Source organism: Rhodococcus olei, assembly GCF_039540555.1.
GTDB lineage: Bacteria > Actinomycetota > Actinomycetes > Mycobacteriales > Mycobacteriaceae > Rhodococcus_G > Rhodococcus_G olei.
In genome coordinates, this window is the sequence record NZ_BAABFB010000012.1 from 1 (window position 1) to 23,638 (window position 23,638).

Annotated in this window: 17 protein-coding genes and 3 pseudogenes; 10 read left to right on the top strand and 10 right to left on the bottom strand. The window is 69.3% G+C overall.

Annotated elements, in window-relative coordinates:
- Window positions 1–250 precede the first annotated feature (250 nt).
- From ABD951_RS01815 to ABD951_RS01825, 3 genes are all read left to right on the top strand, one after another.
- Window positions 251–586 carry a hypothetical protein gene (locus tag ABD951_RS01815; protein WP_345341468.1) on the top strand — a complete coding sequence of 112 codons (336 nt, stop codon included), beginning with the start codon at window positions 251–253 and terminating at the stop codon, window positions 584–586.
- 630 nt (window positions 587–1,216) lie between these two features.
- On the top strand, window positions 1,217–2,218 hold the full coding sequence (locus ABD951_RS01820) for an ERCC4 domain-containing protein (RefSeq protein ID WP_345341521.1): 1,002 nt from the start codon (window positions 1,217–1,219) through the stop codon (window positions 2,216–2,218).
- A 540-nt stretch (window positions 2,219–2,758) separates the two neighbouring features.
- On the top strand, window positions 2,759–6,061 hold the full coding sequence (locus ABD951_RS01825) for a protein kinase domain-containing protein (protein ID WP_345341523.1): 3,303 nt from the start codon (window positions 2,759–2,761) through the stop codon (window positions 6,059–6,061).
- 181 nt (window positions 6,062–6,242) lie between these two features.
- On the opposite strand, the gene ABD951_RS01830 is transcribed toward ABD951_RS01825, so the two are convergent.
- Window positions 6,243–6,704: a hypothetical protein gene (locus tag ABD951_RS01830; RefSeq protein WP_345341470.1), complete on the bottom strand. Its 462-nt coding sequence runs from the start codon at window positions 6,702–6,704 to the stop codon at window positions 6,243–6,245.
- A gap of 259 nt (window positions 6,705–6,963) precedes the next feature.
- The gene (locus ABD951_RS01835; RefSeq protein ID WP_345341472.1) at window positions 6,964–8,781 is read right to left on the bottom strand and encodes a multicopper oxidase family protein; all 1,818 of its coding nucleotides are present in this window, start codon (window positions 8,779–8,781) and stop codon (window positions 6,964–6,966) included.
- Between the two features lie 551 nt (window positions 8,782–9,332).
- On the opposite strand from ABD951_RS01835, the gene ABD951_RS01840 reads away from it, so the two are divergent.
- The 3 genes from ABD951_RS01840 (at window position 9,333) to ABD951_RS01850 (ending at window position 11,351) form a co-directional block, all read left to right on the top strand.
- On the top strand, window positions 9,333–10,574 hold the full coding sequence (locus ABD951_RS01840) for a UPF0158 family protein (protein WP_345341525.1): 1,242 nt from the start codon (window positions 9,333–9,335) through the stop codon (window positions 10,572–10,574).
- Between the two features lie 146 nt (window positions 10,575–10,720).
- Window positions 10,721–11,002 carry a type II toxin-antitoxin system RelE/ParE family toxin gene (locus ABD951_RS01845; RefSeq protein ID WP_345341473.1) on the top strand — a complete coding sequence of 94 codons (282 nt, stop codon included), beginning with the start codon at window positions 10,721–10,723 and terminating at the stop codon, window positions 11,000–11,002.
- A gap of 55 nt (window positions 11,003–11,057) precedes the next feature.
- Window positions 11,058–11,351, top strand: a complete 294-nt coding sequence (locus ABD951_RS01850; protein WP_345341475.1) for a HigA family addiction module antitoxin — start codon at window positions 11,058–11,060, stop codon at window positions 11,349–11,351.
- A 108-nt stretch (window positions 11,352–11,459) separates the two neighbouring features.
- On the opposite strand, the pseudogene ABD951_RS01855 reads toward ABD951_RS01850, so the two are convergent.
- From ABD951_RS01855 to ABD951_RS01875, 5 genes and pseudogenes are all read right to left on the bottom strand, one after another.
- Window positions 11,460–11,693: pseudogene (locus tag ABD951_RS01855) on the bottom strand (transposase); the annotation flags it as partial.
- Window positions 11,617–11,973, bottom strand: coding sequence for a hypothetical protein (locus ABD951_RS01860; protein ID WP_345341477.1), 357 nt, complete (start codon window positions 11,971–11,973; stop codon window positions 11,617–11,619). The gene ABD951_RS01860 and the pseudogene ABD951_RS01855, both read right to left, overlap by 77 nt.
- A gap of 391 nt (window positions 11,974–12,364) precedes the next feature.
- Window positions 12,365–12,877, bottom strand: coding sequence for a hypothetical protein (locus tag ABD951_RS01865; RefSeq protein WP_345341479.1), 513 nt, complete (start codon window positions 12,875–12,877; stop codon window positions 12,365–12,367).
- 233 nt (window positions 12,878–13,110) lie between these two features.
- Window positions 13,111–13,503 carry a hypothetical protein gene (locus ABD951_RS01870; RefSeq protein ID WP_345341481.1) on the bottom strand — a complete coding sequence of 131 codons (393 nt, stop codon included), beginning with the start codon at window positions 13,501–13,503 and terminating at the stop codon, window positions 13,111–13,113.
- A 770-nt stretch (window positions 13,504–14,273) separates the two neighbouring features.
- On the bottom strand, window positions 14,274–14,801 hold the full coding sequence (locus ABD951_RS01875) for an IS3 family transposase (protein WP_345341483.1): 528 nt from the start codon (window positions 14,799–14,801) through the stop codon (window positions 14,274–14,276).
- A 249-nt stretch (window positions 14,802–15,050) separates the two neighbouring features.
- Here ABD951_RS01875 and ABD951_RS01880 point away from each other — a divergent pair, with 249 nt between their 5' ends.
- The 3 genes from ABD951_RS01880 to ABD951_RS01890 all read left to right on the top strand — a co-directional run bounded on the left by ABD951_RS01880 (window position 15,051) and on the right by ABD951_RS01890 (window position 19,013).
- Window positions 15,051–15,344 (top strand): hypothetical protein, encoded by a 294-nt coding sequence (locus ABD951_RS01880; protein WP_345341485.1) that lies wholly within the window; start codon window positions 15,051–15,053, stop codon window positions 15,342–15,344.
- Window positions 15,345–15,541: 197 nt separating this feature from the next.
- The gene (locus tag ABD951_RS01885) at window positions 15,542–16,774 is read left to right on the top strand and encodes an FAD-dependent oxidoreductase (RefSeq protein ID WP_345341487.1); all 1,233 of its coding nucleotides are present in this window, start codon (window positions 15,542–15,544) and stop codon (window positions 16,772–16,774) included.
- Between the two features lie 661 nt (window positions 16,775–17,435).
- Window positions 17,436–19,013: an ISL3 family transposase gene (locus ABD951_RS01890; protein WP_345341489.1), complete on the top strand. Its 1,578-nt coding sequence runs from the start codon at window positions 17,436–17,438 to the stop codon at window positions 19,011–19,013.
- A 619-nt stretch (window positions 19,014–19,632) separates the two neighbouring features.
- Here ABD951_RS01890 and istB read toward each other — a convergent pair.
- The 3 genes and pseudogenes from istB to ABD951_RS01905 all read right to left on the bottom strand — a co-directional run bounded on the left by istB (window position 19,633) and on the right by ABD951_RS01905 (window position 22,256).
- Window positions 19,633–20,406: an IS21-like element helper ATPase IstB gene (gene istB, locus ABD951_RS01895; RefSeq protein ID WP_345341491.1), complete on the bottom strand. Its 774-nt coding sequence runs from the start codon at window positions 20,404–20,406 to the stop codon at window positions 19,633–19,635.
- Window positions 20,403–21,976, bottom strand: a pseudogene (gene istA / locus ABD951_RS01900) (IS21 family transposase). Before istA ends, istB begins: the two are co-directional and overlap by 4 nt.
- A 124-nt stretch (window positions 21,977–22,100) precedes the next feature.
- Window positions 22,101–22,256 carry a hypothetical protein gene (locus tag ABD951_RS01905; RefSeq protein ID WP_345341493.1) on the bottom strand — a complete coding sequence of 52 codons (156 nt, stop codon included), beginning with the start codon at window positions 22,254–22,256 and terminating at the stop codon, window positions 22,101–22,103.
- Window positions 22,257–22,522: 266 nt separating this feature from the next.
- Between ABD951_RS01905 and ABD951_RS01910 the strand changes: the two are divergent.
- Window positions 22,523–23,434: pseudogene (locus tag ABD951_RS01910) on the top strand (IS110 family RNA-guided transposase); the annotation flags it as partial.
- Window positions 23,435–23,638 lie beyond the last annotated feature (204 nt).

A 23,638-nucleotide genomic window follows, 5' to 3' on the forward strand; every position in this document is an offset into this window, starting at 1 on the left:
CCGAGCGGCGATCGTGTCCGGCCGGCGGCCCACCGGAGGACGGGATCGGCGGGCCGGGTCCGGGCGCCGGGGGGAGGAGGAACGCGGGGCTCGCCCCCACACCCCACCAGGCTCCCGCCGACGCCTGACCTTCCACCGGGCCCGGATTCGTCCATGGAATCCGGGCTCGGTGCGGTTGCGCACCCGGCACCGGGCGAGACTCGACATCCTGATCACACCAGCAGGATTCATCTCGCGGAAGGAACCCGACATGATCCCCTGGGCCCTGACCATCGACGACCACACCGGCACGCACACCATCGCCGCAGATACCGCCGATGACCGCGCCGCGGCGGTCGCCGCGGCCGCCGATGCCGTCTGGGAAGCCGTGCTCACCGCCTCCGCCGCTGCGGCCGTGAACCCGCCCCGCATGACCGTCACCATCGACACCGAGGTCGAGTTCGTCCTGGGCATGGGCACCGTCGCACTCGGCAAGCTCGACCGCGACACCGCCCTCGATCTCACCGACCGCTACGAGCGTGACGCCGTCGCCGACATCGTTGACAATCGGGCGGTCGGCCACGGCCGCGCCGAATTCGGGGAGTGAGAAGTACCTGCGCGATGCAGGCGGAGCGACCGCGGTCGACAACGGCCCACGCCGGCGGCCCTGACCGCGGAGCCGCCGTCTCGCCCGTGGCCTCACTCCGACACCGGCCGCGGGTCGCGTCACCACCGTGCGCTCGACCGATCCGTGAAGGCAGTGGGCCGCCACCACGAATCCGAAGGCAGTGCCCCCGAATTCGGGCCAGGACGCTCCGTGCGCCCCGGACCTCGCAGGTGTGGCGAGCGGCCCACTGCCTGCCGCTCTCGACGGACCATAGCCGCACCGGCCGACACGAATGCGTCGACCGCGGCGCCGGCAACAACCGGCCAGATGTGGCGAATGTTGACGACTGGCGACGGTCAACACTTTTCAGTGACAGGCCACCGGCAACGTCATCGGGCCTGGGTGCAGATCCGGTGAACCCAGGATCTCGTCCGCCCGTTGGTCATCCGGTCGAGGAGTTGATCGGGCGCCCTTGCCCATGCGGCCCAGTGGGTGGCCGCCACCAGGTGAGGCGCACTGTCGCGATCACCCCGGACGCGCCTCGCCCGGCGAACGGCAGCCCGCATGTCTCGTTCGTGGGCTTGTCGATGGGTGTCGGTTTCCGGGACACTGCCGGGTGTGAGCGATCCGATGCAGGGCTGTGGACCGGTCGTGGATGTGTTGATCGCGCGTAACCCGGATCCGGATTCGAGTCTTCCGCTTCTGTTGCGGCTGCCGATCGGGGGTGGGTTGGTGTTCCGAACGTCCGATGTGTGGCCGCGTACCAAGGCGTTGTTCTGTTATCCCGTCGGTGTGGACGAGTGGCCCGACGATCCTGAGATCGTCGAGCGGGTGGGGGTGCGGTCGTGTGTGCGTCGCGGTGCCGCGATCGACCTGGTCCTGGACCGGGGGCGTGAGAACCGGTCTCAGATCGTGTTCACCAAAGCCCGTGGCCGCGACATGGTGTTCTGGCAGTCGCCGCGCACGCGTAAGCAGGCCCGCCCGAACGTGCGCACACCCACGGCGCGGGCGGCGGGCCTGGACGATCTGACGATCGTGGTCGACTCTCACGAGCGGTACGCGTACCGGTTTTCCGGGCAGCAGGTGACCACCGTCTCTCGGGCGCTGCCGTGCGGGGACTACGGTCTGATCGTCGATGATCGGTTGGTTGCCTCGGTCGAGCGCAAGTCGCTGGCCGACCTGGTGACGAGTCTGACGGGCGGGAAGCTGCGTTTCGCGCTCGCCGAGCTCGCCGCCCTGCCCCGCGCGGCGGTGGTGGTCGAGGATCGCTACTCGGCGGTGTTCAAGCTCGATCGGGTCCGGCCTGCCGTGGTCGTCGATGGTTTGGCCGAGTTGCAGGTCCGCTACCCGGGTGTGCCGATCGTGTTCTGTGAAACCCGGCAGCTCGCCGAGGAGTGGACCTACCGCTACCTCGCCGCTGTCCACCAGTGGATTCAGGCCGAAGCCGCTGCGCGGGAACGGATCACATCGTCGGCCCCGGAGACAGTCGACGGTGGGGTGGTCTCTGCTGTCGCCGAACCGTCCACCGCTGAGGTTCGCGCGTGGGCACGCGGGGCGGGGATCGATGTACCGGATCGGGGCAGGCTCCGTCCGGAGGTGTGGGCTGCCTGGCGCAGCGCCCGCCACAGTTGACCGCCGCCTCGTCGTCGCGGGACGCGACGCCGCCCCTGCATTCGGAGGTGTCGGGGGCCTTGCGCCATCTGCAGTCGCGTGCGCGGGGAGTTCGTCGCCGGCGCGCTCGCGGGGCGCCTGCGAGCGTTCGGCCGGTTCCGGCTGTGTCGCGGAGTCGGATGATGTCCTCACATAGGTCGGGTTGGGCGTAGAGCCACGAACGAGACCCCGTCGCGGCCACGGGCTCGAATGTGATTGTGACGTCTTTGTTCTCGAGCAGCGGGCGCGGGTGAGGATCGCGATCGCCCGAGGCGTGAGGAACGGGAGTCTGCCGCGGACCGCCGTCTCTCAGGAGTCGGAGAGCCGGCAGCTCGCGACCGGAGGGGTAGGGGGTTCCTCTCGAGCCCTGCCGGCCCCGGTCGACCTGCAGCGGGACAGCGCTATCGGCACTCCTGCGGGTGGTACCCGACGCGGCGATATCCTGAACGGGTATTCGCCCGAGTTGTGAGCAGTCCGCCCGGCTGTCGGGGGTGTGGCGGGGTGGCGGAGAGCACGTGCCTGATGCCCGACGGTGATCCGTTTCGAACCCGACGTGACGTGGCCGCCGCGGACACGGACGAGTTGCGTTCGTCGGGGTTCGACGACGCCGAGGAGATCGGGCGCGGCGGCTTCGGTGTCGTGTACCGCTGCAACCAGAGTGTGTTGGAGCGGACGGTGGCGGTGAAGGTGCTCACCGCCGAGTGGGACGAGGAGAACCGGGAGCGGTTCCTGCGGGAGCAGCGGGCGATGGGCCGGTTGACCGGGCACCCGAACATCGCGGGGGTGCTGCAGGTCGGGACCACCGACAGCGGTCGCCCGTTCCTGGTGATGCCCTACTACCCGCAGGGCTCCCTCGACGCCCGGATCCGGCGGCACGGTCCCCTCACCGCGGAGGAGATGCTGCGGCTCGGGGTGAAGATGGCCGGTGCGCTCGCGACGGCGCATCGGGCCGGGATCCTGCACCGGGACGTCAAACCGGCAAATATTCTCATCACAGACTTCGGCGAACCGGCCCTGACTGATTTCGGGATCGCGCACGTCACCGGCGGGTTCGAGACCGCGACCGGGACGGTCACCGGGTCGCCGGCGTTCACCGCCCCGGAGGTGCTGGGCGGGGACCCGGCGACGACTGCGGCGGATGTGTACGGGCTCGGCGCCACCCTGTTCGCGGCGCTGACCGGGCACGCGGCGTTCGAGCGTCGCAGCGGCGAGCAGGTGGTGGCGCAATTCCTGCGGATCACCACCGCGCCGGTGCCCGACCTGCGCGAGACCGGCATCGACGACGAGATGGCGGAGGTGATCGAACACGCCATGGCCCGCACACCGCAGGAGCGGCCCGCCGCGACGGCGCTCGGGGAACAGCTCCAACAGTTGCAGGCGCGGAGTGGGTTGCCTGTCGACGAGATGGCGGTGCGCGCCGAATCGGGCACCGCGCAGCAGGCGGGTGACGCGGCGCCGCCGGTGCCGTTGACCACCGGCCGCTCGCCGGTCCGTCAATCCGCATCCACCGGGGCTTCGGCGGGCGGCACGGGGAACCTCCCGGTGGAGTTGTCGACGTTCGTCGGCCGCCGCGCCGAGCTGGCCGAGGCGAAGCGGCTGCTGGCATCGTCGCGGTTGGTGACGTTGACCGGGATCGGTGGGGTGGGCAAGACACGGCTGGGGCTGCACGTCGCGGCGAACTCCAGGCGGGGCTTCGCGGACGGGGTGTGGCTGGTCGCGTTGGGCGAGCTACACGACGGGGCGCTGCTGGCGGGTGTGGTCGCCGCCGCGCTGGGCGTGCGTTCCCAGTCGACGCGGCCGCTGCAGCAGGTCCTGGTGGACTTCCTGGCGCCGCGGGAGTTGCTGCTGGTCCTCGACAACTGCGAACAGGTGATCGACGCGGCGGCCGAGTTGGCCGAGATGCTGTTGTCCGCCTGCCCGAAACTGCGGATTCTCGCGACCAGCCGCGAAGCCCTGAACGTCGGGGGTGAGGTGGTGCTGCGGGTGCCTCCGCTGACGGTTCCCGACCCGGACCGCGCACCGTCTCTGCACGGAGCCCGCGCCTACGACGGCGTCGGCTTGTTCGCCGAACGCGCCGAAGCCGCGCTGCCGGGCTTCGAACTCACCGCCGGCAATGCCGCCACCGTCGCGCGGATTTGCGCTCGACTGGACGGGCTGCCGCTGGCGATCGAGCTCGCGGCGGCGCGATTGCGGGTGCTCTCGCCCGAGCAGATCCTGGCGCGGCTGACCGACCGCTTCGCGGTGCTCGCGCGCGGTGGCCGGGGCGCGCCGACCCGGCAGCAGGCCCTGCGCCTGTGTGTCGACTGGAGTCACGAGTTGTGCAGCCCGGCCGAGGGGCGGCTCTGGGCACAGCTGTCGGTGTTCGCCGGCGGCGTCGAACTCGACGCCGCCGAACGGGTGTGCCGGTGGGACGAGGAGGAGGGTGAGCTGCTCGACGTGCTGGCCGCCCTGGTCGACAAATCCATCCTGATCCGCGAACAGTCGGGCACCGTGGTGCGGTTCCGGATGCTCGACACCCTGCGCGACTACGGCCGCGAGAAGGCCCGGGAGTCCGGCGAGTTGCCGGATCTGCGGCGACGACACGCGGACTGGTACCGGCAGCTCGCGCAGCGCGCGGAGGCCGGGTGGATCAGTGCCCGGCAGCTCGACTCGATCGCCCGCCTCGACCGCGAACAACCCAACCTCCGCGAGGCTCTCGAATTCGCCCTCACCGACGACACGGACTCGGGCTCCGACTCCGTGTTGGCCTTCGCGTCGGCCCTGCAACCGTTCTGGCTCGCGCTCGGGCGATTCGGTGAGGGACGGCACTGGCTCGACCGCGCCCTCACCGCCGCCCCCGCGGCCTCGTCCGCGGTCCGCGCCAGGGCATTGTGGCGCTGTTGCCTGCTGGCCGATGTGCAGGGAGACCTCACCGCGGCGTCCTCGCTCGTCGACGAGGCCCGGGCTCTTGCCGAACGGTCCACGGACCCGCTCGTGTACGCGTTCGCGGCGTACGCCGAGGGTGACCGCGATATCTACAGCGGCGTCCTCACCACGGCGAGCGCACTGCTACAAGGGGCACACCGCGTTTTCGCCGCGCACGGCGACCTCCATGCGCAGGTCCTGGTGCTCCTCACACTAGGATGGGCCCGCGAGTTGCAGCAGGACGCCGTGCGGGCCCTCGAGTGTCATGAGAAGGTCCTCGAAATCACCGAATCCCACGGCGAATCGGTGTATCGGTCACACGCACTGTGGGGCGCCGCGGTCGCGGTGTGGAGCCAGGGCGATGGCGACCGTGCGCTGGAGCTGCTGCGGCAGGCGCTCGGCCTGGTCCGCCGCCGGCGAGACCCGTTCCTGGCCGCAGCGTGCCTCGAGGCCCTGGCCTGGATCGTGTCCGCCGAGGGCAGCGCCCGGCGCGCCGCCGTGCTGCTGGGGGCCGCGCAGGCCCAGGGCCAGCTGGCCGGCGCCTCCACCGCGGTGTTCCCCAGTCAGCACGTCCATCACGACGAATGGGAGGCGAACACGCGTCGGGCGCTCGGCGAGCGGGCGTTCGAGGCCGCACACCGCGACGGCGGTGCGCTCGATCTCGACGCCGCCGTCGCCTACGCACTCGGCGAGGAGCCCGCGACCGCACCACCCACCACCGGCCCGTCGACGAAGCTCACCAATCGGGAACGGCAGGTGGCGGACCTCGTCGCCGAAGGCCTGACCAACAAGGCGATCGCCACCCGCCTGGTCATCTCCCCACGCACCGCCGACGGACACGTGGAACGCATCCTGACCAAGCTCGGCTTCACTTCCCGGGCACAGATCGCGGCCTGGGTCGTCGAACACCAACAACACTGACCACGAAGACCGCACGAAAGTTACTGTCACACAATCGATTCACAATACCGACAAGCGGGACTCTGCCGTTTCCCCTGTCGGGGACGGGTTCTCGCCCACCGGATCGCGTGCTCAGGCACACGGCCGAGGCCGCGACGGGGAATCGCTGGGCGGGGCCCGGCGGCGGGGTGACCCCGCCCGGTCAGATCGTGGTCGCGTCGTGGACGACGCCGGTCAGGTTCGCCCCGACCAGGGTGGCCACGCCGGACAGGTCCGTGTCGCGTCGGCCGATCACCGTCGCCGCGGCCTGGGCGTCGGCGGAGGCCGGGGGAGTCGGCCCGGCGCACGCCACCGACACCGGGGCGTGGGTGCGGACGTACGCGGTGATCACCTCGAACACTGCCGGGTGTTGCGCCGGGAAGTCGCGCGCCACCTGCTCGAGTGAGTAGATTGCGCCGATCCGCGTCTCGATCTTGTCGGAGCTGAGTTGTTCGAGTGCTCTGGCGAACCGGTCGCTCGCCTGTTGCTGCTGTTGCTGCACCTGCTGAAGCTCGAACTGGTCGACGCTGGCGGAGAGATTGCGCGAGGAGATGACGACCGCCGTGATCGCCGCGACCGCGGTCGCGAGCCCGACCACCGCCTGCCAGAACACCGGCGATGTCATCGTGCGTGTGAACACTGCCCACGCTCGCGCCCGGCGAGGAGACCGCGCTCTCATGCGGTCGCCCGCGAGCCGCGGCCGCCGCGGCGTTGCCGCGCTCACCTGCACCCCTCGTTCGCGACGAACAGAGCCTGTTTCCCGATGACTCCGGCCCTCGGCGCGGGAAGCAGTCCGGGTACCCGGATCCGCACCCGTCCAGCGTAAAAGAACACCCGAGCGCGCACCACAACGCGAGCTCGCGAGCGAGCGGGCGGGCGGGTGTCTACCCGTGCACCCGGATCTGCTGCATCATGTCGTGGTCCTGGTGTTCGAGGTTGTGACAGTGCCACGTGTACCCGCGAACGTCTTGGGGGGTGCCGTGGGGATGCTCTGCGTCGTCCGGGACCGGGATCGGCGCGTCCGGGTCGAAGCCGAGGTCGTCGACCGAGGGCCAGTGCACGAGGATGGTGAGCACCGAGTCGGGCTCGACGAGTGTGGTGTCCTTCCAGCCCGCCTCCCACGCTGCCGGTGCCGCGCGCTCCCCGATGAGGAACGGCGTCGGGTCCGGCGCCCAGCGGATGTCGTGCTCGAGCGGCGGGGGCGAGGTGGTCATGTAGCCGGCCGACCACAGTTTCTGCCGGCCGAGGATCCGGAACCGGGCCAGGTGCAGGTGGACCGGGTGCTCGATCGGGAACACGTTGACGATGTGCCAGATTTCCGTGGTCCCGGCGCGGGCGAGGTCGACGTCGTCGGTGAGGAACGGCAGATTGTTGATCGACCCCATCAACGGCAGCACCGCGGCCGTCCGGTCCAGGTCGACGCGCCCCAGGAAGGTCATGACCCGGGTACGGGCGACACCGTCGGTGGTGGCGGGCGCGATCGCCGGGGGGAGTCCCGGCGCGCCACGCAGCCGCGTCGGAACCCGGACCGGTTCGGCCACAGTCTGGTCCGCGTCGAACCGCATGATCTCGGGCAGTGCCGGGACCGCGATCGCGGCGTTGCCGACACCGTTGAGGGCGGTGTTGACGAGTGTCACCGACTCGCCCGGCGTGAGCGTCGAGAAGTCCACCAGCAGGTCGGCGCGCTCCCCGGAGGTCATGACGATGTGGTCGGTGTCGACGGGCTCGTCGAGCAGGCCCTGGTCGCCGCCGATCACCGTGAACCGCATCCCGTTCGAGAACGCGAACCGGTAGGTGCGCGAGTTCGAGCCCTGCAGCAGCCGCAGCCGATACAGCGTGCGCCGCACCGTCATCCGTGGCCATGCGACTCCGTTGACCACGGCGACGTCCCCGAACTGGCCGCCCTGGTTGTAGCCGTTCGGTTGGTAGCGGGCCAGCCGCGGCTGCAGCGTGCCGTCGGCGTTGAAGGTGCGGTCCTGCACCACGATCGGCACCTCGAACTCCCCGGCGGGCAGCCCGAGCGGATTGTCGGCGCGGCCGGTGTCGAACTCGTCACGCAGCAGATAGAACCCGGCGAGCCCGGCCTGCACGTTCAGGCGGGTGTTCGCCATTGCGTGGTCGTGGTACCAGAGAGTCGCGGCCTCCTGGTCGTTGGCGTAGCGGTTGGTTTGTACGCCGCCGCGCCGCCACGTGACCATCGGGTGCCCGTCCGAGTCGGGACGGCTCGGCGCGCCGTGCAGGTGCACCGTCGTCCGCGGATTCGTCCGATCCTCCTCGGTGGCGCCGTGCATCGTCAGGTCGACGGCGTCGGCGAGTGGATTGACGTCGATCGAATTGACGAACGACACTGTCGTCGGCACGCCGTGGCGGGCTTCGAGGGTGGGGCCGAGGATGCCGTCGTGGTAGCCGAGGACCGTCGTGGCCGGCAGATCCGGGTGGTACGTGTGGATGCTGGATTGCGCGGTGAGCGTTCCCGACGCGGCGGCGGTCGGTAGGCGCGGCAGGTCGGTGACGAACCGGCGTAGCGGCGGCGACGCGAAGTTCAGCGGACTCGGGTCGGTCGGCGGCGGCAGATCGGGGATCGGGGCCGGCAGCGGTGGGACCGGCGCACCCGGTCCGGCCGAGGCCGACGGTGCGCCCAGCCAGCCGAACGCGGCGACCGAGCCTGCCACACCGAAGAATCCACGTCGTGAGAGTTCCATCGTCGATCTCCTTGGATTCATGGCGCCGTCCTGGGGATCCAACTCGTGCGGATGCTACCCATGCGGCTGACCTGACACGCCGCTATTGATCGCAGCCGGATGGGTCGTGGCCGCCACACCCCGGTTCGCGCTGCCCGTCGCCGATGTCGACCTCGCCGCAGCGCGTGAGCTGGTCGAATCCGGGTCCGCCAGAGCCGGAGTGGACCTACCGCGTGCCCTGACCGCCGGTGCCGTTCGTGAAATGACTCCGTGCACGCGCGCAATTGTGCGCAGTGGACGTCACTGCGGTGGGCGCGCGACATTCGGCTGCGGCGACGTCGGTGTCTCCAGCTGGGCCGGTCGAAGCGATCAACGGACGCCCCGAACACCTGCGCGGCATCGCCCTGGGCTTCCGGAACCTCGATGTGGCGCCGGATTCTCGTCATCGTGTCGGAATCCTCGGATTCGATCGTCTCCCCGTTGGAGGATCGGCCATCGGTGAACGAGGCGGTGTGCGCCGTCTGCGGCTGTGGGAGACGGGCGCACAGCGGCCCGCGTGCCATCCTCGAGGGATGGCACGAACGTGGTTGTCGGTGACGGTGGAGCTGCTCGGCGGACGCGGCGAGGAACTGTGGCCATGGCCCGGCCGCGTCTTCGCGGTCGGACCGTCGCACACCTTCATGGACCTCGCGGATGCCGTCAACGACGCCTTCGCCCGGTGGGACAGGTCTCACCTGTCGATGTTCACCCTTGCCGATGGACGAGTGGTCACCGACGCGCAGACGGGGGCCGAGCTGGCCGGGTCGATCGGTGGGCCCATCACGGAACCGGTGGACATCGCCTCGGCCAAGGTCGCTCGGCTCCTGGGGCCCGGAGCGGAGTTCCAGTTCACCTTCGACCTCGGCGATGACTGGACCCACCGCTGTGTGGTCGGCGGCGACAAGGTCGACCCCACCGAAGTCCTGGGAACCACGCCACCGAACCCCCGGCCGTACTGGGGATGGGGCAGCATCCCGGACCAGTACGGGCGTCGGTGGGCCGACGACGACGGGCAGAGCCGGGTTCCGGGCAGACCGACCCGGCCGCATCCGATGCTGCTGCACGCGTGGCCCGGACTCGAGCAGGTGCCCCCGCTCGACCTGTCCGAGCTGCGCGCAGCGATCGCGGCCGCAGATGCGGCCCGTTTCCTCGCCGCGGTGACGGGACGTGACGTCGACGACGCGCTGCAGCAGGTGGGGGCCGGCCTACCGATGGCCCTGGAGCAGCGACGGGAGCAGGCCGAGCCGGTGACGGTGTCGGTCATCAACCGGCTGACGTGGCGCGCCGGCGCGGGTGACGAGGTGCTGGCCGAGGACCTGCTCGCGTGTCTGCGCGGCGAGCCGCTCGCGGGGCGGGTGGTGCCGGTCGACCTCGAGATGCTCGGTACCGAACTGGAGGGGGATCCGGGCATCTCGACCGGTGGCTACGTCGACCTGCGCACCGGGGACGTGATCGACGACAGCGGCACCGACCCGATGATGGTCGGGGAGAACGCCGCCGTCGACGTGGAGGCGGAGCCCGACCGCCTGCTCCGGTTCGCCCGCACCGGCTCGCGGGAGGGCTGGCGCGACATGGCGGCCTTCGCCGAGCGGCAGCATGATGCGGCGCTGCGGGAGCGGCTGGAGCGGGCGATCGAGGTCAAGGGCGCGTTCCACCGGTTCCGCGACCTCGTCCACCAGGAGAGCCTCGCCGAACAGTGGTACGCCTTCTCCACCGACCGCCAGCTCGGTCGTGCCCGCGAGTTCCTCGCCGACGAGGGCATCCGCGTGGGTTGACGGTCGGCCCACGCCGTGTGTGCCACCCGTGTCTGCTGTTGGCGTGGCCGCGGTGCGTTGGCGATGGAGAGGTTGTTCTCGCGCCCGCATCACCGACGCAGGTATAACACTATGCGTTATTAACGCAGTACGTTATATTGGTTCGGGTGATCGAATCGTTCGCCGACAAGGAGACCGAACGGGTCTTTCATCGGCAGTTCTCGAAGAAGCTCCCACAGGACATTCAGCGGATCGCCCGCCGGCGCCTCCTGCTGATCGACGCGGCCACCGACGTCAACGACCTGCGGGTGCCCCCAGGCAACCGCCTGGAGAAGCTCTCCGGGGACCGGGTGGGCCAGTACAGCGTTCGGATCAATGACCGGTACCGCATCTGTTTCATCTGGCGCGCCACCGCCGCGTACGACGTGGAGATCACCGATTATCACTAGCCACCCGACGGGAGCCGGCGCCCCAGCCGACCACAGAGCCGACCAAGGAACACCAATGACTGCAGACCTGAGCCCCATTCACCCCGGTGAGATCCTCCGTGAGGATTTCCTCGAGCCTTTCGGCATCACACAGAACCGCCTCGCGACGATCATCGGCGTTCCGCCGCGACGGATCAACGAGATCGTCCTCGGAAAGCGGTCGATCACCGCAGACACCGCGCTGCGGCTGGCGAAGGCATTCGGCAACAGTGCACAGTTCTGGCTCAACATCCAGGACCGCTACGAGCTCGACATTGCGGCCGACAAGCTGGGCGACACCCTCGACAGCATCACCCGGCTCTCGGCATAACCAGCATCGCCAGCGGCACCGTGAGGGGTGCTCGGCGTGACTGCGGTGATCGGTCCTGTTCAACGCGAAGTACCGCAACGCGGCGAACTCCGACTCGATCCAGTTCAGCCACGACCCGTACGTCGGTAGGAACACCGACTCGACATCGTTGGCCGCGGACCACTCGCGGACGGTCGGGTGCCTGTGCGGGGAGAAGTTGTCGAGAACCACGTACAGCTTCTCCCCGGGCCAGCGGGCCCGCAGCGCGTTGAGCAGGTCGAGGAACTCACCGGACCGTTTGCGTGGCCGGATGCGGTAATACATTCTGCCGCTGGTCAAGTCGAGCGCGGCGAGCATGTGCATCACACCGTCGTAGCGGTGGTAGGTGGCCCGCTGTCGGTGCGGGGTGGGTGGCCGGACGCCAGCATTTGCCCTTTCGGGGCTGCAGGTTCAGCGGACCGAACTCGTCGACACAGATCACCCGGCCGTCGGCCGGCGGCCGGTCGTACAGGTCCAAGATCGCCTGCATCTTCGTCAGGAGGTCCGGGTCGGTCGACGCCTTCCACGTGGTGGTCGCCTGCCAGGTAACCTTGCCGTCCCGCAGAATCCGGCACAGCGTCTCGCGACTGATCGCCGGCACCACCTTCCGCACTATCAGGTGCTCGGCGAGCTTGGTCAGGCTCCACGTCGAGAACGCGGTGACACCCCAGTCTGCAGCGCACCCCACCCGATACCGGGGATTACCCGGTCAACGATCCGTGCGAGCCACTAGAGGTGACCGGGGGGACGCCATCCGCGAACCCTGGCGCCCAAGGGCGCCGGCCGCCGGCGCCGGCCGCCGCGATGGTCCGTTTGCGCCCACGACGGGATCGCCGGGGCGCAGCGAGCGCAGCCCCGCACCCGACCAGCAGGCCGGCCACACGCGGCCGGAGCGCCGCGGGAATCGCCACGGAGTCGGTTTCGGCGCACCCACTGAGATCGTGATCAGTGGGCACGCCGTCAGGTGATGCGCGATCGAGTCGTGCGCGGATTGGTCAGTCAACCCAGACGAGGTCGAGTAGCCGCATCGCTTCTTTCAGATCTGGGTCATCCGCTTCCAGTGGGCCGCTGTCGAGTGGTGTGACATGCCCGCTGACAGCACTGTCACCGGGGCGCTCGTACACCGCCCACAGCGTCATCCCGTCGCCGTGGCGGGAGTCGAACTGGATCCCCGCCACGGGCGCGTGCACGGGGTCCGTGAGGGTGTTGATCCACTGCGAGATGGCCTGGGTGAGGGCACGTGGACGGCCGTCGCGGATCGCCGCGCCATCAAGGTCGGCGAGCCCGTGGCGGATCGCGGCACCACGGAAACCGGAACGCAGCGTCGCGATGGTCTCGGGATCGCCCGGTACGACGAACCACCCGGTGATCGCGCCGCTCCCCGACACTCGCGCGTTCAGCCACGAGCGCGACAGCTGCCCCGGCTCGAGCGTCGGAAACTCGATCTCGTCTTCGTCGTCGACCACGATGTCGTCGAGGTCAGCGATCACCGCGACGCTCGGGCGCACGGATGCGAGCACCTCGAGGAAGCACGCCAGGCGGGTCGCGCCGACGTAGAGGGTGCGCCAGACCCCCGCCGGGTCGTCCCAGCGGCCGTTGAAACGACCGTCGGTGGCGTACTCCCACGGCGTCCACTCCCACGCCGTTGGCGGGAACCCGACCCGGTGAGCGGCAAATCCGACCACGTGAACGCAGCACACCTTGCCGAGCTTGGTGGTGGTCAGTGCCCGGCGCGGTCCGCTCATCCGACCGCCGCGAACTGACGGGCGGCTGCCAGAACCTTCGGCCCGACGTCGGCGAGGTCTCCTTCGCGGAGCATCAGCGCGGGGGCCTGGTCGTCGAGGATCGGGTTCAGGCCCTGGAACCATGCCTGCGCGACCTGCGGGGTGTCGCGTTCAGTGATCAGGCGGGCAGCACGGTAGGCGACGCGGAGGCGCTCGAGGTCGGTGTCGTTGCCGACGCTGCGGGTGCCCTCGGCCCACTGGCGGACGGCCCGGGTCTCCTTCACCTTCCCCAGGTAGGCGACTAGCTTGGCGCCGAGCAGGGCGCGAAGTTCGGTCACCAGTTCGGGCTGCTCCATGCGGGCGGCTGCGTTGTAGGCCGCGAGGTCTGGGCGGGGATGCGCGGTTGTCATGTAAATCCACCTCCTAATCACAGGATAAATCACAACTGATATCCCGGCCAGATTACAGGCCGTGGCCTGTCTGCGGACAGATGTCACTCCGGGGCGCCGAGATCGGACCAATTCGATAATATGTTCGAATGTCTGTGGAGTCATCGTCGTCGCGCCCATGGCAGGTGGATCACCCGCCGTCCCCCATCGCCGGTGACCGTCGCCCTCGTCCGATTGTGGTTGTGGGAGTTGCCGCTACCGGCCAGCCCGTCGGGTCGAGCGTTCTCGCCGTTGCGATGGGCTGCCCTGCCCCCGTCTGGCGTGGCCGTACCGCCTGTGCCCGTGTCCGCCGTGCGGGGCTTCTGGCGTCACCGTGTGAGTAGTCCTGCCAGTGGCTGGGTCGGCGTCGACGGGGAACAGTGGGTCGCTACCCCGCAGATCCGAGGGGGTTCCCTCGGATCCGGATCTGAAACTCGTTGAGTATCAGATCATGTCGTGTGGGTAGCGGCCCACTGCCCGCCGCTGGCACCGAAGCCTAGCGGCAGGCCCTGACACGTTCGCTCTCGGACGTCTGCTAACCGAGGGCACGGTTTTTCGTCGATGGCGGGGTGCGACGCCTGCTCCGGTGGCGCCGGCGGATGTGTGCGGCACGCGGGATCGCTGCCGGTGGCGCCGCGGATGGTGACCGCCGGGGGCGCCCGCACCCCTGCGCCACAGGGCGCGGCCGCGACAGACCTTCGTCCGGTGGCGACCGTTCCGATCGGGGCTGGATCCCTTGTCCGAGTGCGCGATCACGCCGGTGGTGTCCTGGCCCGGCGAGCTGACGGGTCCATAACCCCCATCTCCAGGGCACCCAGTGCCAGATCGGTGCGCAGGTTGGTCGGCAATTGACAGCCGACCACGCGGCGGGAGTAGACGTCGATGACGAACGCAGCGTAGACCCAGCCGGCGACGGTGCGGCAGTAGGTGATGTCGGCGACCCAGCCCCGGTTCGGTGCGGGTGCGGCGAAGTTGGGGGCCAGCAGATCCGGTCTGGTGTCCGGGCCAGTGCCTGGCACGGTGGTGGGCGGGCCTTTCGTGCGGGTGATCCCGCGCAGCCCGTCGGCGCGCATCAATCGGTGCACGTTGCACCGTGCGATCCGGTGTCCGCGCCGATTGAGCTCGGCGTGCATTTCGCGGACCCCGTAGTCGCCGTAGTTCTCGGCGTGGACCTGCCGGATCACCTCCAACCGTTGCAGGTCGGCGACGGTGCGTGCGGAGGGCGGTCTGGTCTTGGCAGCGTAGTAGGTGCTCGGGGCGATCTGCGCCCTGGCCTTCACACGCTATTCGGCGCGGTGCAGGGTGGTGTGCTGGCGCCGAGCACCTAGGCGATGTCGGTGAATGGTGACGCCGCCGCTATTCATGGCGTGAGCTGGCGCGACGGCGGTCGGTACCCGCTGTCGCCGACCAGCAGTACGCGTTGCGCGGTCCATGCGGGCCTGGCGTCGGTGACCAGGCCACCATGTTCCGGGCTGCGTGCATGCACCCCTTGAGATGCGCTGCCGGTTCAGTGCGGCCACCGACACTGCGTGGGCGAGCATGAGCACCGCACCGCCGAGCGCGGCCGTCGCGAGGTAGCCCACGCGGCGGGCGAGCGCCTCGAGCCCGAACAGCACGCCGAGTCCGATCGCGAATCTGGTCGTCACCGGGATCAGCCGGCACGTTTCGACGGCCGCGCGGGCCATACCGGGACCTGTCGAGATCGCGGTGGTGCCGGGGCGACGCACCTGTTCGAGAAGCCCGGCGCACTCGACAGCGTCGTCGACCTCGCGACGGCCGCCCTGAACCGGTGGGTCGGCGGGGAGCCGCCGGAGCGGGTGTAGGCGCTTGGGGCGCCGCGCTCGCAACCGGCAGCGCCACCGCCGCCCGCCCGACCGTGACGGCAGCGGTGGCGTCGCGCCCGAGTCGAAACCGCACAACGATCGAGGTCTGGTCTTCGCTCTTCGGTGGGGAGGCCGGACCTGTTCGTTCGCGCCCTCGTGCGCGCAAGTGCAGACTGGACGGGATGGGAAAGGTGCCGATGGAACGGACCACCTGCTGCATAGTGGGCGGCGGACCGGCCGGGATGGTGCTCGGGCTGCTGCTGGCGCGATGCGGGGTGGCGGTCACGATTCTCGAGAAGCACGGCGACTTTCTCCGCGACTTCCGCGGGGACACCGTGCACCCGTCGACGCTGTCGTTGCTGGACGACCTGGGTCTCGCGGCGCGGTTCGAACGGCTGCCGCAACGGCGCGTGCACACGGTCCAGTTGCCCGTCGGCCGCGGCGGGAAGCGGCTGACCGTCGGCCGACTCGACTCTCTGCCGGGCAAATACAAGTACATCGCGATGGTGCCCCAGTGGGACTTGCTGAACCTGCTCGCGGACGAGGGGGGAAGGGAACCCGATTTCGATCTGCGGATGAACACCGAGGCGGTTTCGTTCCTCCGGGAGGAAGGACGGGTCACCGGGGTGCGGTACCGCACGTCGGACGGCGTCACCGGCGTGGTCCGCGCTGATCTCACCGTGGCCTGCGACGGCCGCGGCTCACTCGCGCGACAACTTCCCGAACTGCGGCTGCGGCGGTTCCCCTGCCCGATGGATGCCTGGTGGTTCCGGCTGCCGCGGCTACCGCAGGATCCGGAGGGACTCGTCGGCAACGCGGGCGACCGCTTCCTCACCGCGATGATCGACCGCGGCGACTACTGGCAGTGCGGCGCCATGATCCCCAAGGGCACGGACGCCGAACGGCGCGCCGCCGGGCTCGATCGGTTCATGTGCCAGTTCGCGGACACCGCCCCGTGGCTGGGTGACCGCGTCCACGCGCTGGAGTCCTGGGATCAGGTGCAACTCCTGGACGTGCGGCTCGACCGGCTGCGGCGGTGGCACCTGCCGGGGCTGCTGTGCATCGGGGACGCGGCACACGCCATGTCGCCGATCCTCGGCATCGGTATCAACCTCGCCGTCCAGGACGCGGTCGCCGCCGCCCGGCATCTCGCCACTCCGCTGCGGGCGGGCACGGTCGTGTCGCGAGACCTACTCCGGGTACAACGCCGCCGCTGGCCGACCGCCGCAGCGACTCAGGCGCTGCAGCGCATCGCGCACGCGCAGGTCATCTCGCCGGTGCTCGACGGATCTGTCGACGCGAACGCGTCACGGCCGACACGGCTGGTGGTACGGGGGATCATGGCGACCCCCGGCCTCTCGCGGCTGCCGGGGTACTTCTTCGCCTACGGGGCGCTGCGCGAGCGCCCGCCAGCGGCGGCCAGGCGCTGAGCGCTGTCGGAGACCGCTACGCCTCCTGCGCGGCCTCTGTCGAGACGGGCGAAGCGGGTTCGACACGGGGAGGGGTTGTTGGTTCCTGGTCCTACAGTGCGCGCATGGGCGCGAGGGGAGTGTCGCAGGATGCTATTCATCGACGCTGCCGATGCGGTCGCGGAGAAGATCGACGTCCTGCTCGAGCGTGCCGCCGACACCGTCCTCGGCGCGCCGCTGCCCGGGTCGCCGAAGTGGCGTCAGGCGTGAGAGGCGCGTGAGTCGCAGGCCGGCCGTACAGCGCGGAGGAGCGGGCGCGGGTGAAGATCGCGATCGCCGAGCTGGCCGGGGTGGATCCGCGCCACGAGATCGAGCGCGCCCGGCGCGCGGGAATGTCGACATCTCACACCGCGGTCACCGAGGCTGACGGGGGTCCGGTTCGCGGCCGCCGGCGCCACGGGACCGCCGCCGTCGCACCGGGGTGGGAGTCAGCAGCTCGTGATTGTCCGTTCCGGGTTGAGTTGGCATGGGTGGCTCTGGCAGTCTGAAGTGGTTCTGTCCCACTTTCCGTGATGGTCCATCGTGGCGGCGTGTCGTTCCGGTGAGACATGGAATGCGCGGGAGATGATCCTGCTGGTGTTCTCAGAGCTGCTGTGACCTGCGCGTTCTTCTCCCGCATCTGGTGGGTGTCGCGATCGACTCCATCGATGTGACCGCGGGTGGGGTCGGCGTTCGTGCGTCGTCGTTGTCGACGTCGGCGCTGTGCCCGGTTTGCGGGGACTCCTCCGATCGGGTGCACAGCCGGTACGAACGGACACTGGCCGACACGGCGATCGGAAATCGGCCGAGTCGCCTGGTGCTGCGGGTGCGGCGCTTCCTGTGTCTGACCGCCGACTGCGAGCGCCGCGCCTTCGCTGAGCAGATCGATGGTGTGACCATGCGGTATGCACGACGTACCCCGCTGCTGCGGGGAATCCTCGAAAGGATCGGGCTGGCGCTGGCCGGCCGCGCCGGAGTCCGACTGGCGACAGCACTGGGAATGCATGTCGGACGTAGCACCCTGCTGCGCCTTGTCCGTGCGCTTCCGGACCCGGCAGCGGGGGCGGTGGAGGTCCTCGGAGTCGACGACTTCGCCCTGCGACGACGGCACCGGTATGGAACCGTCCTGATCGACATGGCCACCCACCGTCCCGTCGACGTCCTCGCCGACCGGAAAGCCGACACCTTCGCCGACTGGCTGAGAGCGCATCCGGGCACGACCGTGGTGTGCCGCGATCGTGCCGGGGCGTACGCCGAAGGAGCGCGCACCGGGGCCCCGGAGGCGATCGAGGTTGCCGACCGTTGGCACCTGTGGCACAACCTGGCCGAGGCTGTGGAGAAAACCGTTGCCGCCCACCATGGTTGCCTTCGTGCCAATGCCGCAGTCGACCCCGAACCCCTCGTCGAGCTCACCGCCACGGAGGATCTCCGGCGGGCCGCCGAGCAGGTGCACACTGTGCGCCGAGAGGAATCCATCCTCGTCGCCCGCATCAAGAGCCGTTACGAGGCTGTCGCGGCGCTCAAGGCCCAGGGTAAGGGGATCAAACCGATCCAGCGTGAGCTCGGGCTGGCCAAGGAAACCGTGCGCCGGTACTACCGTGCCGGCAGCGTCGATGAACTGCTGGCCACACCGCGGGCCGGACGCCGCACTGTGTTGGACGAGTTCACCGAGCACCTGCACGGGCGATGGAACGATGGATGCACGACGGCACTCACCCTCTTCGACGAGATTCGGGCCTTGGGCTATTGCGGCAGCTACGCCACCGTCCGCGACTACCTTCGTCCATTCCGTCAGATCGGTGCCGCACCACCGTCCACACCGAAAATCCCGAAAGTTCGGACCATCACCTCGTGGATGCTGCACCATCCCGACGACCTCACCGACGCCGAGAAACTCGGACTCAAGCAAGTGCTGGCCAGATGCCGGCATCTCGAGACCACTGCGGCGCACGTCACGTCGTTCGCCGAGATGCTGACCGGCCATCACGGCGACCGTCTGGACTCCTGGACGGCTGCCGTTTCGTCGGACGATCTGCCGCACCTGCATCGATTCGTCCGGGGAATCGAACGCGACCACGCCGCCGTCCGGGGCGGGCTTACCCTGCCCTACAACTCCGGCGCTGTCGAGGGAAACGTAAATCGGATCAAAATGCTCAAACGACAGATGTACGGACGCGCCGGATTCGACCTCCTCCGCAAACGAATTCTCCTCAGCCACTGAGCTACTCAGGAAGCATCACGGAAAGTGGGACAGAACCAGATCGAGTTGACAGAGCCACATGGGCGACTGGCAGGTATGTCAACAATTTCGGGAGGTCGTGATATCCAGTCCGGACGATGACATTTCCGTCCTGTCTGCGGTTGGCGCACGACGAGATCGGCGAAGACGAATACCAGCGCAAACTTCGTCTGCCTCAGGAACGACACCACCACTACGCCGCGGAAGGGAGGTGTGCAGCCACGGCAGCAGATGACGACGATATGGCGATTGCCAGGCCGATCGCCGCCGGGAAATGGGCGACGACGGTCAGACGCCGGCTTGCCGTAGCGCCGCCACGAGTTGTGCGACCGTTGGTGATCCCTCCCTCCCGGCGGGGGTTCGGTACACCCGGCACGAGAGCCCTGTCCCGGGACCTGGTTCGGCAAACGGGTCTGCGCCGTCGATGAGCACCGTCGGGGATCCACTGAACGCTGTGGCCTCCGCATCGTCGATGGTTGATATCTGACGCAGCTGCACCGATGTCAAGGGACACGTGGGCATCCCTGCGGGCGGACAGGTGACCTCCCTGCCTGCGGACAGCTGATCTCCCTGTCCGCGGTCATGTGATCTCCCTGTTCGGTCAGGTCAATGGCACCACCCCGCGTCCGGCGGTGGCCTCGCTCAACCGCAGTGAGGTGCCTTCGGTGAGCACCACATGGGCGTGGTGCAGCAGCCGGTCGACCGCGGCGGTGGCCAGGGTCTTGGGCATGATCGTGTCGAACCCGGACGGGTGCAGATTGCTGGTCACCGCCAGGCTGCGCCGTTCGTAGGCAGCATCGACGAGGCGATAGAACGCCTCGGCAGCAGCCTGACCGGACGGGAGCATGCCAATGTCGTCGACCACGATCAACTCGGCCCGGGTGATCTTGGTGATGGTCTTGGCGATCGACCCGTCGACCGCGGCACGTCCGACCGCCGCGGTCAACGATTCAAGGGTGAACCACGACACCCGCATCCCCGCGTCGATCACCGCATGCGCCACCGCCTCCACGAAGTGGGTCTTGCCGGTACCGGACGGACCGCTGACCGCCAGGTTCTCGGCGCGGTGCACCCACTCGAGCGTCGCCAAAGCCGCCTGTGTGGGGGCAGGGATCGACGAATCCTCCTCGCGCCACGAGGAAAACGTCTTCCCTGCCGGTAGTCCGGCGCTCTTGCGGCGCATCGCCTTCGTCGCCTCGTCACGGCCGCGGACCTCCTCATCGAGGAGCACCTTGAGGACCTCGGTCGGATCCCACCGCTGCGCTTTCGCGGTGGCCAGGACCTCCGGGGCGGCGGCACGCAGGTAGGGCAGTCGCATCCGTTTGAGGACGGCGGTCAGCTCGTCCGGCAACGCCGGCGCGGGGTGGGGGTTCACGGGTTCGCTCCCGCCGCGGTGGTGCCGAATCCGGCCCAGGCTCCGGTGCCAGGCTGGACCGAGTGCGCCTCGTCCGCCACCACCACCTCACCACCCGCGGTGGCGTCCGTGTGGTGGGCGACGATCGCCGGCAGGTCCGAGTCGGCGAACCGGCCCGCCTCGGCGGCGATCACCAACGCCGCGTCGACCGCGTCGGTGCCGACGAACGCGGCCAACTCCACCGCCGTGGCCATCTTCGCCCGGATCCGGGTCACCCCGACCGCAGACGCGGTGATCAGCCACGTACGGGCACCGGGCCCCAACTCGAGAAACCGGGCCTCTGCGACGCTGCGAGCCTTCGGCTGCGGCGGCCGTGGCGCCCCGTGCGGATCCTGCGGGTGATCGGGGTAGTGAGCCAGGTCGATACTCGGACTCCCGGGTGTCGAAAGGCGATGCCGTGCAACCTCACTCAACCCTCGACGGTCACCGGCCCAGTCCGGGACCCGGGGCAGCGCCGACAGGTCGGCGACGACAACCAGGTCGGCACCGGTAACCCGTACCCACACCTCGGCGCCGACCAGACCCGGCGGGGTCGAGTACCGCACCGACCCGAACCGGACCGTCTGATCGGTACCGACGCTCCGGGTCTGCCCCAATGCGAGGGTGTGCGGGGCCGCGGGCAGGGTGTGCAGACGGGCACGTTCGTCGGCCAACGCTTCGGCCGGGATGCGGGCGGCTTCCCGGTGACGACGTCCATTGACCTTGACGCAGAACCGATCACACGCCGCCTCCAGATCGGCGAACGAGGCGTACTCGGGTAGCAGGTTCGCCTCCGTCGGCACCAGATCGGCCTTGGCGATGCGCACCGTCGCTTCGCTGCCGCCTTTGGATTCGGGGTCGAAGGGCACACACGTGTGCACAGCCATGCCGTAGTGCCGGGCGGCCTCGACGATCTGCGGGTGCCGCACCGGCACCCCGGCGACGTGGTCGATGTGACCGTGCGCGGATTGTCGGTCAAAGCATACGTGGGCGCCCCGCCGAACCGCCGGACCGTGGCATCGAGGCACGCGATCAGGCTCGGCAACGTCTGATCCCACACCGGAATCACCACACGAAACCGCGACCAGGCCAGCCACGCGCAGAACAGCAGCGTCGACCGGACGATCCCACCCGGCCCCGGCACCACCGGGCCGGCGCCCCAGTCGAACTGCATCCACAAGCCGGGTTCGGTGATCCAAGGCCGGTAGGTACGCCGATGCCCGGCCTGCCACGCCGCCTTCGCCTCGGCGACCGCACGGCGGGTGGTGCGCTCGGTGCCCTCGAACCCGACCTCGACGAGGCGCTGGTGGACGATGTCGGCGCGGACCTTGCCTTTGCTGCGCTCGACCCACTCCTCGATCTTCGGGAGGTGCTCGTCGATGATCCGTGGCCGCCGTGCCGGTTCGGCCAGCGCGACGCCGGCGTCGCGGGCAGCGACATACCGGCGGATGGTTTTCGGGTCCACCCCGGCCAGCTGCGCCGCCGAGTGCGCGCTGCCGGTGGCGTCGTAGGCTTCGAGAATTTCCATGATGTCCCTGTCAGACTTCTTCATGCGTCCCTCCGGTTGGGAATCGCTCGTTGGTGGTCGAAGACCTCGAGCAATACCCCGGAGGGACGTCTGATTCAGGACCGACACACCGCCGGCCCGGGCCGCGGACAGGGAGATCAGCTGTCCGTCAGCAGGGAAGAAGCTGTCCGCCTACAGGGAGGTTGGCATGTCCGCTTGCAACCGAAATGTCGCGCCTTCCGACCGCGGCGAGCGCCTCATCCAGGCGCTCGCGGGCGGTTTGCCAGTTCGGGCAACCGTCGAAGTACACCAACTCGAGCTCCATGGAATCCAGGATGCGCCGCTACGGAAGGGGTGTTGTCAGTTGCGGCGTGATCGCGGGCTCTGCGACCGGCGGCAGAAGCACCTCCTGGCAAGTTTGAGCAGCGAGGAGGTGACACCAGCCTTGACGGCGCAGCCGTCACCCGCGAGGAATCACGCGATGACGTTGGACACCACCTCACGGGACTTGACCTCCTTGCCTCCGTCGGCTCGTGCGGGCGATTGGTCCACCTCGTGAAGCCCGTATTCGCGGTGCGGCCTGTGAATGCCGGGTTCGGGTTGTGCCGGGCATTGACCGCCGCCGGGGTTCGGTGTGAGGTCGTCGCACCGTCCAAGCTGCAGAAACCATCCGGTGACCGGGTCAAGACCGACGCCCGCGACGCCCTGCACCTGGCCCGGCTACTCCGGCTCGACGAGATCTGCGCGGTGTCGATCCCGACCGTGGATCAGGACGCGGCCCGTGACCTGGTCCGTGCCCGCGAGGACTGCCGCGGCGATCTGATGCGAGCCCGGCATCGGCTGTCGAAGCTGCTGCTTCGCCACGGCATCGTCTACTGCGGCGGCGCCGCCTGGACCGGGGCGCACGACCGGTGGCTACGCACCGAGGCCGCACCGCAGCTGACCTCACAAGCGACCCGGATGGCGTTCGACGCCGACTACGACCACGTGCTCACGATGCAGGCCCGACGCGGGCGCCTCGATGCGGCGATCGAGGACATGGCCGCCGACAGCGAGTTCACCCCGATCGTGCGGAGGGTCTCGTGCCTGAGGCGTGTCAGCACCTTGACCGGGTTCGCGCTGGCGGTGGAGATCGGTGACTGGGATCGGTTCACCGGCAACACCATCGGCTCGTTTGTCGGTTGATTGGTTCCCTCGGAGTACTCGTCCGGTTCGTCACGGGTGCTGGGTGCGATCACCAAGACCGGCAACACCCACGCGCGCCGACTGCTGGTCGAAGCGGCCTGGCACCACCGGCCGCGGTATCGCGTCGGGGCGGTGATGCGCTCACGGTGGGACCAGGCGCCGGCAGCCGCACGGGCCCGGGGAGATCAGGGCAACCGCCGCCTGCACCACCGGTGGGTGGGGTTCCTCGAACGCCGCAAGCGGCCGACCATCGCGAACGTGGCGATCGCCCGAGAGCTCGCAGGCTGGTGCTGGTCGCTGGCGGTCATGGACGACTGATCGCCACCCAGTCTGCTTCCTCCCCGAAGTCACGTGGTGGCAGCGCGTGGATCGACCCGCGACACACCTATGAGCAGACCCACGAGGGTCGACGCTCGACTCTAGACAAGCGGAACCCGATCCAGCCGAAACCCCGTCCTGCGGTAGCCAACCCGCGTATATGCCCCCAAGCACTTCGTGTAGGGAGGGACCCCCGTCTGACCG

Excerpts from the sequence above, each read along its gene's own strand:
- ABD951_RS01815 (WP_345341468.1), top strand. The coding sequence starts at position 251 with ATGATCCCCTGGGCCCTGACCATCGACGACCACACCGGCACGCACACC.
- ABD951_RS01820 (WP_345341521.1), top strand. The coding sequence starts at position 1,217 with ATGCAGGGCTGTGGACCGGTCGTGGATGTGTTGATCGCGCGTAACCCG.
- ABD951_RS01825 (WP_345341523.1), top strand. The coding sequence starts at position 2,759 with ATGCCCGACGGTGATCCGTTTCGAACCCGACGTGACGTGGCCGCCGCG.
- ABD951_RS01830 (WP_345341470.1), bottom strand. The coding sequence starts at position 6,704 with ATGACATCGCCGGTGTTCTGGCAGGCGGTGGTCGGGCTCGCGACCGCG.
- ABD951_RS01835 (WP_345341472.1), bottom strand. The coding sequence starts at position 8,781 with ATGGAACTCTCACGACGTGGATTCTTCGGTGTGGCAGGCTCGGTCGCC.
- ABD951_RS01840 (WP_345341525.1), top strand. The coding sequence starts at position 9,333 with ATGGCACGAACGTGGTTGTCGGTGACGGTGGAGCTGCTCGGCGGACGC.
- ABD951_RS01850 (WP_345341475.1), top strand. The coding sequence starts at position 11,058 with ATGACTGCAGACCTGAGCCCCATTCACCCCGGTGAGATCCTCCGTGAG.
- ABD951_RS01870 (WP_345341481.1), bottom strand. The coding sequence starts at position 13,503 with ATGACAACCGCGCATCCCCGCCCAGACCTCGCGGCCTACAACGCAGCC.
- ABD951_RS01885 (WP_345341487.1), top strand. The coding sequence starts at position 15,542 with ATGGAACGGACCACCTGCTGCATAGTGGGCGGCGGACCGGCCGGGATG.
- ABD951_RS01905 (WP_345341493.1), bottom strand. The coding sequence starts at position 22,256 with ATGGAGCTCGAGTTGGTGTACTTCGACGGTTGCCCGAACTGGCAAACC.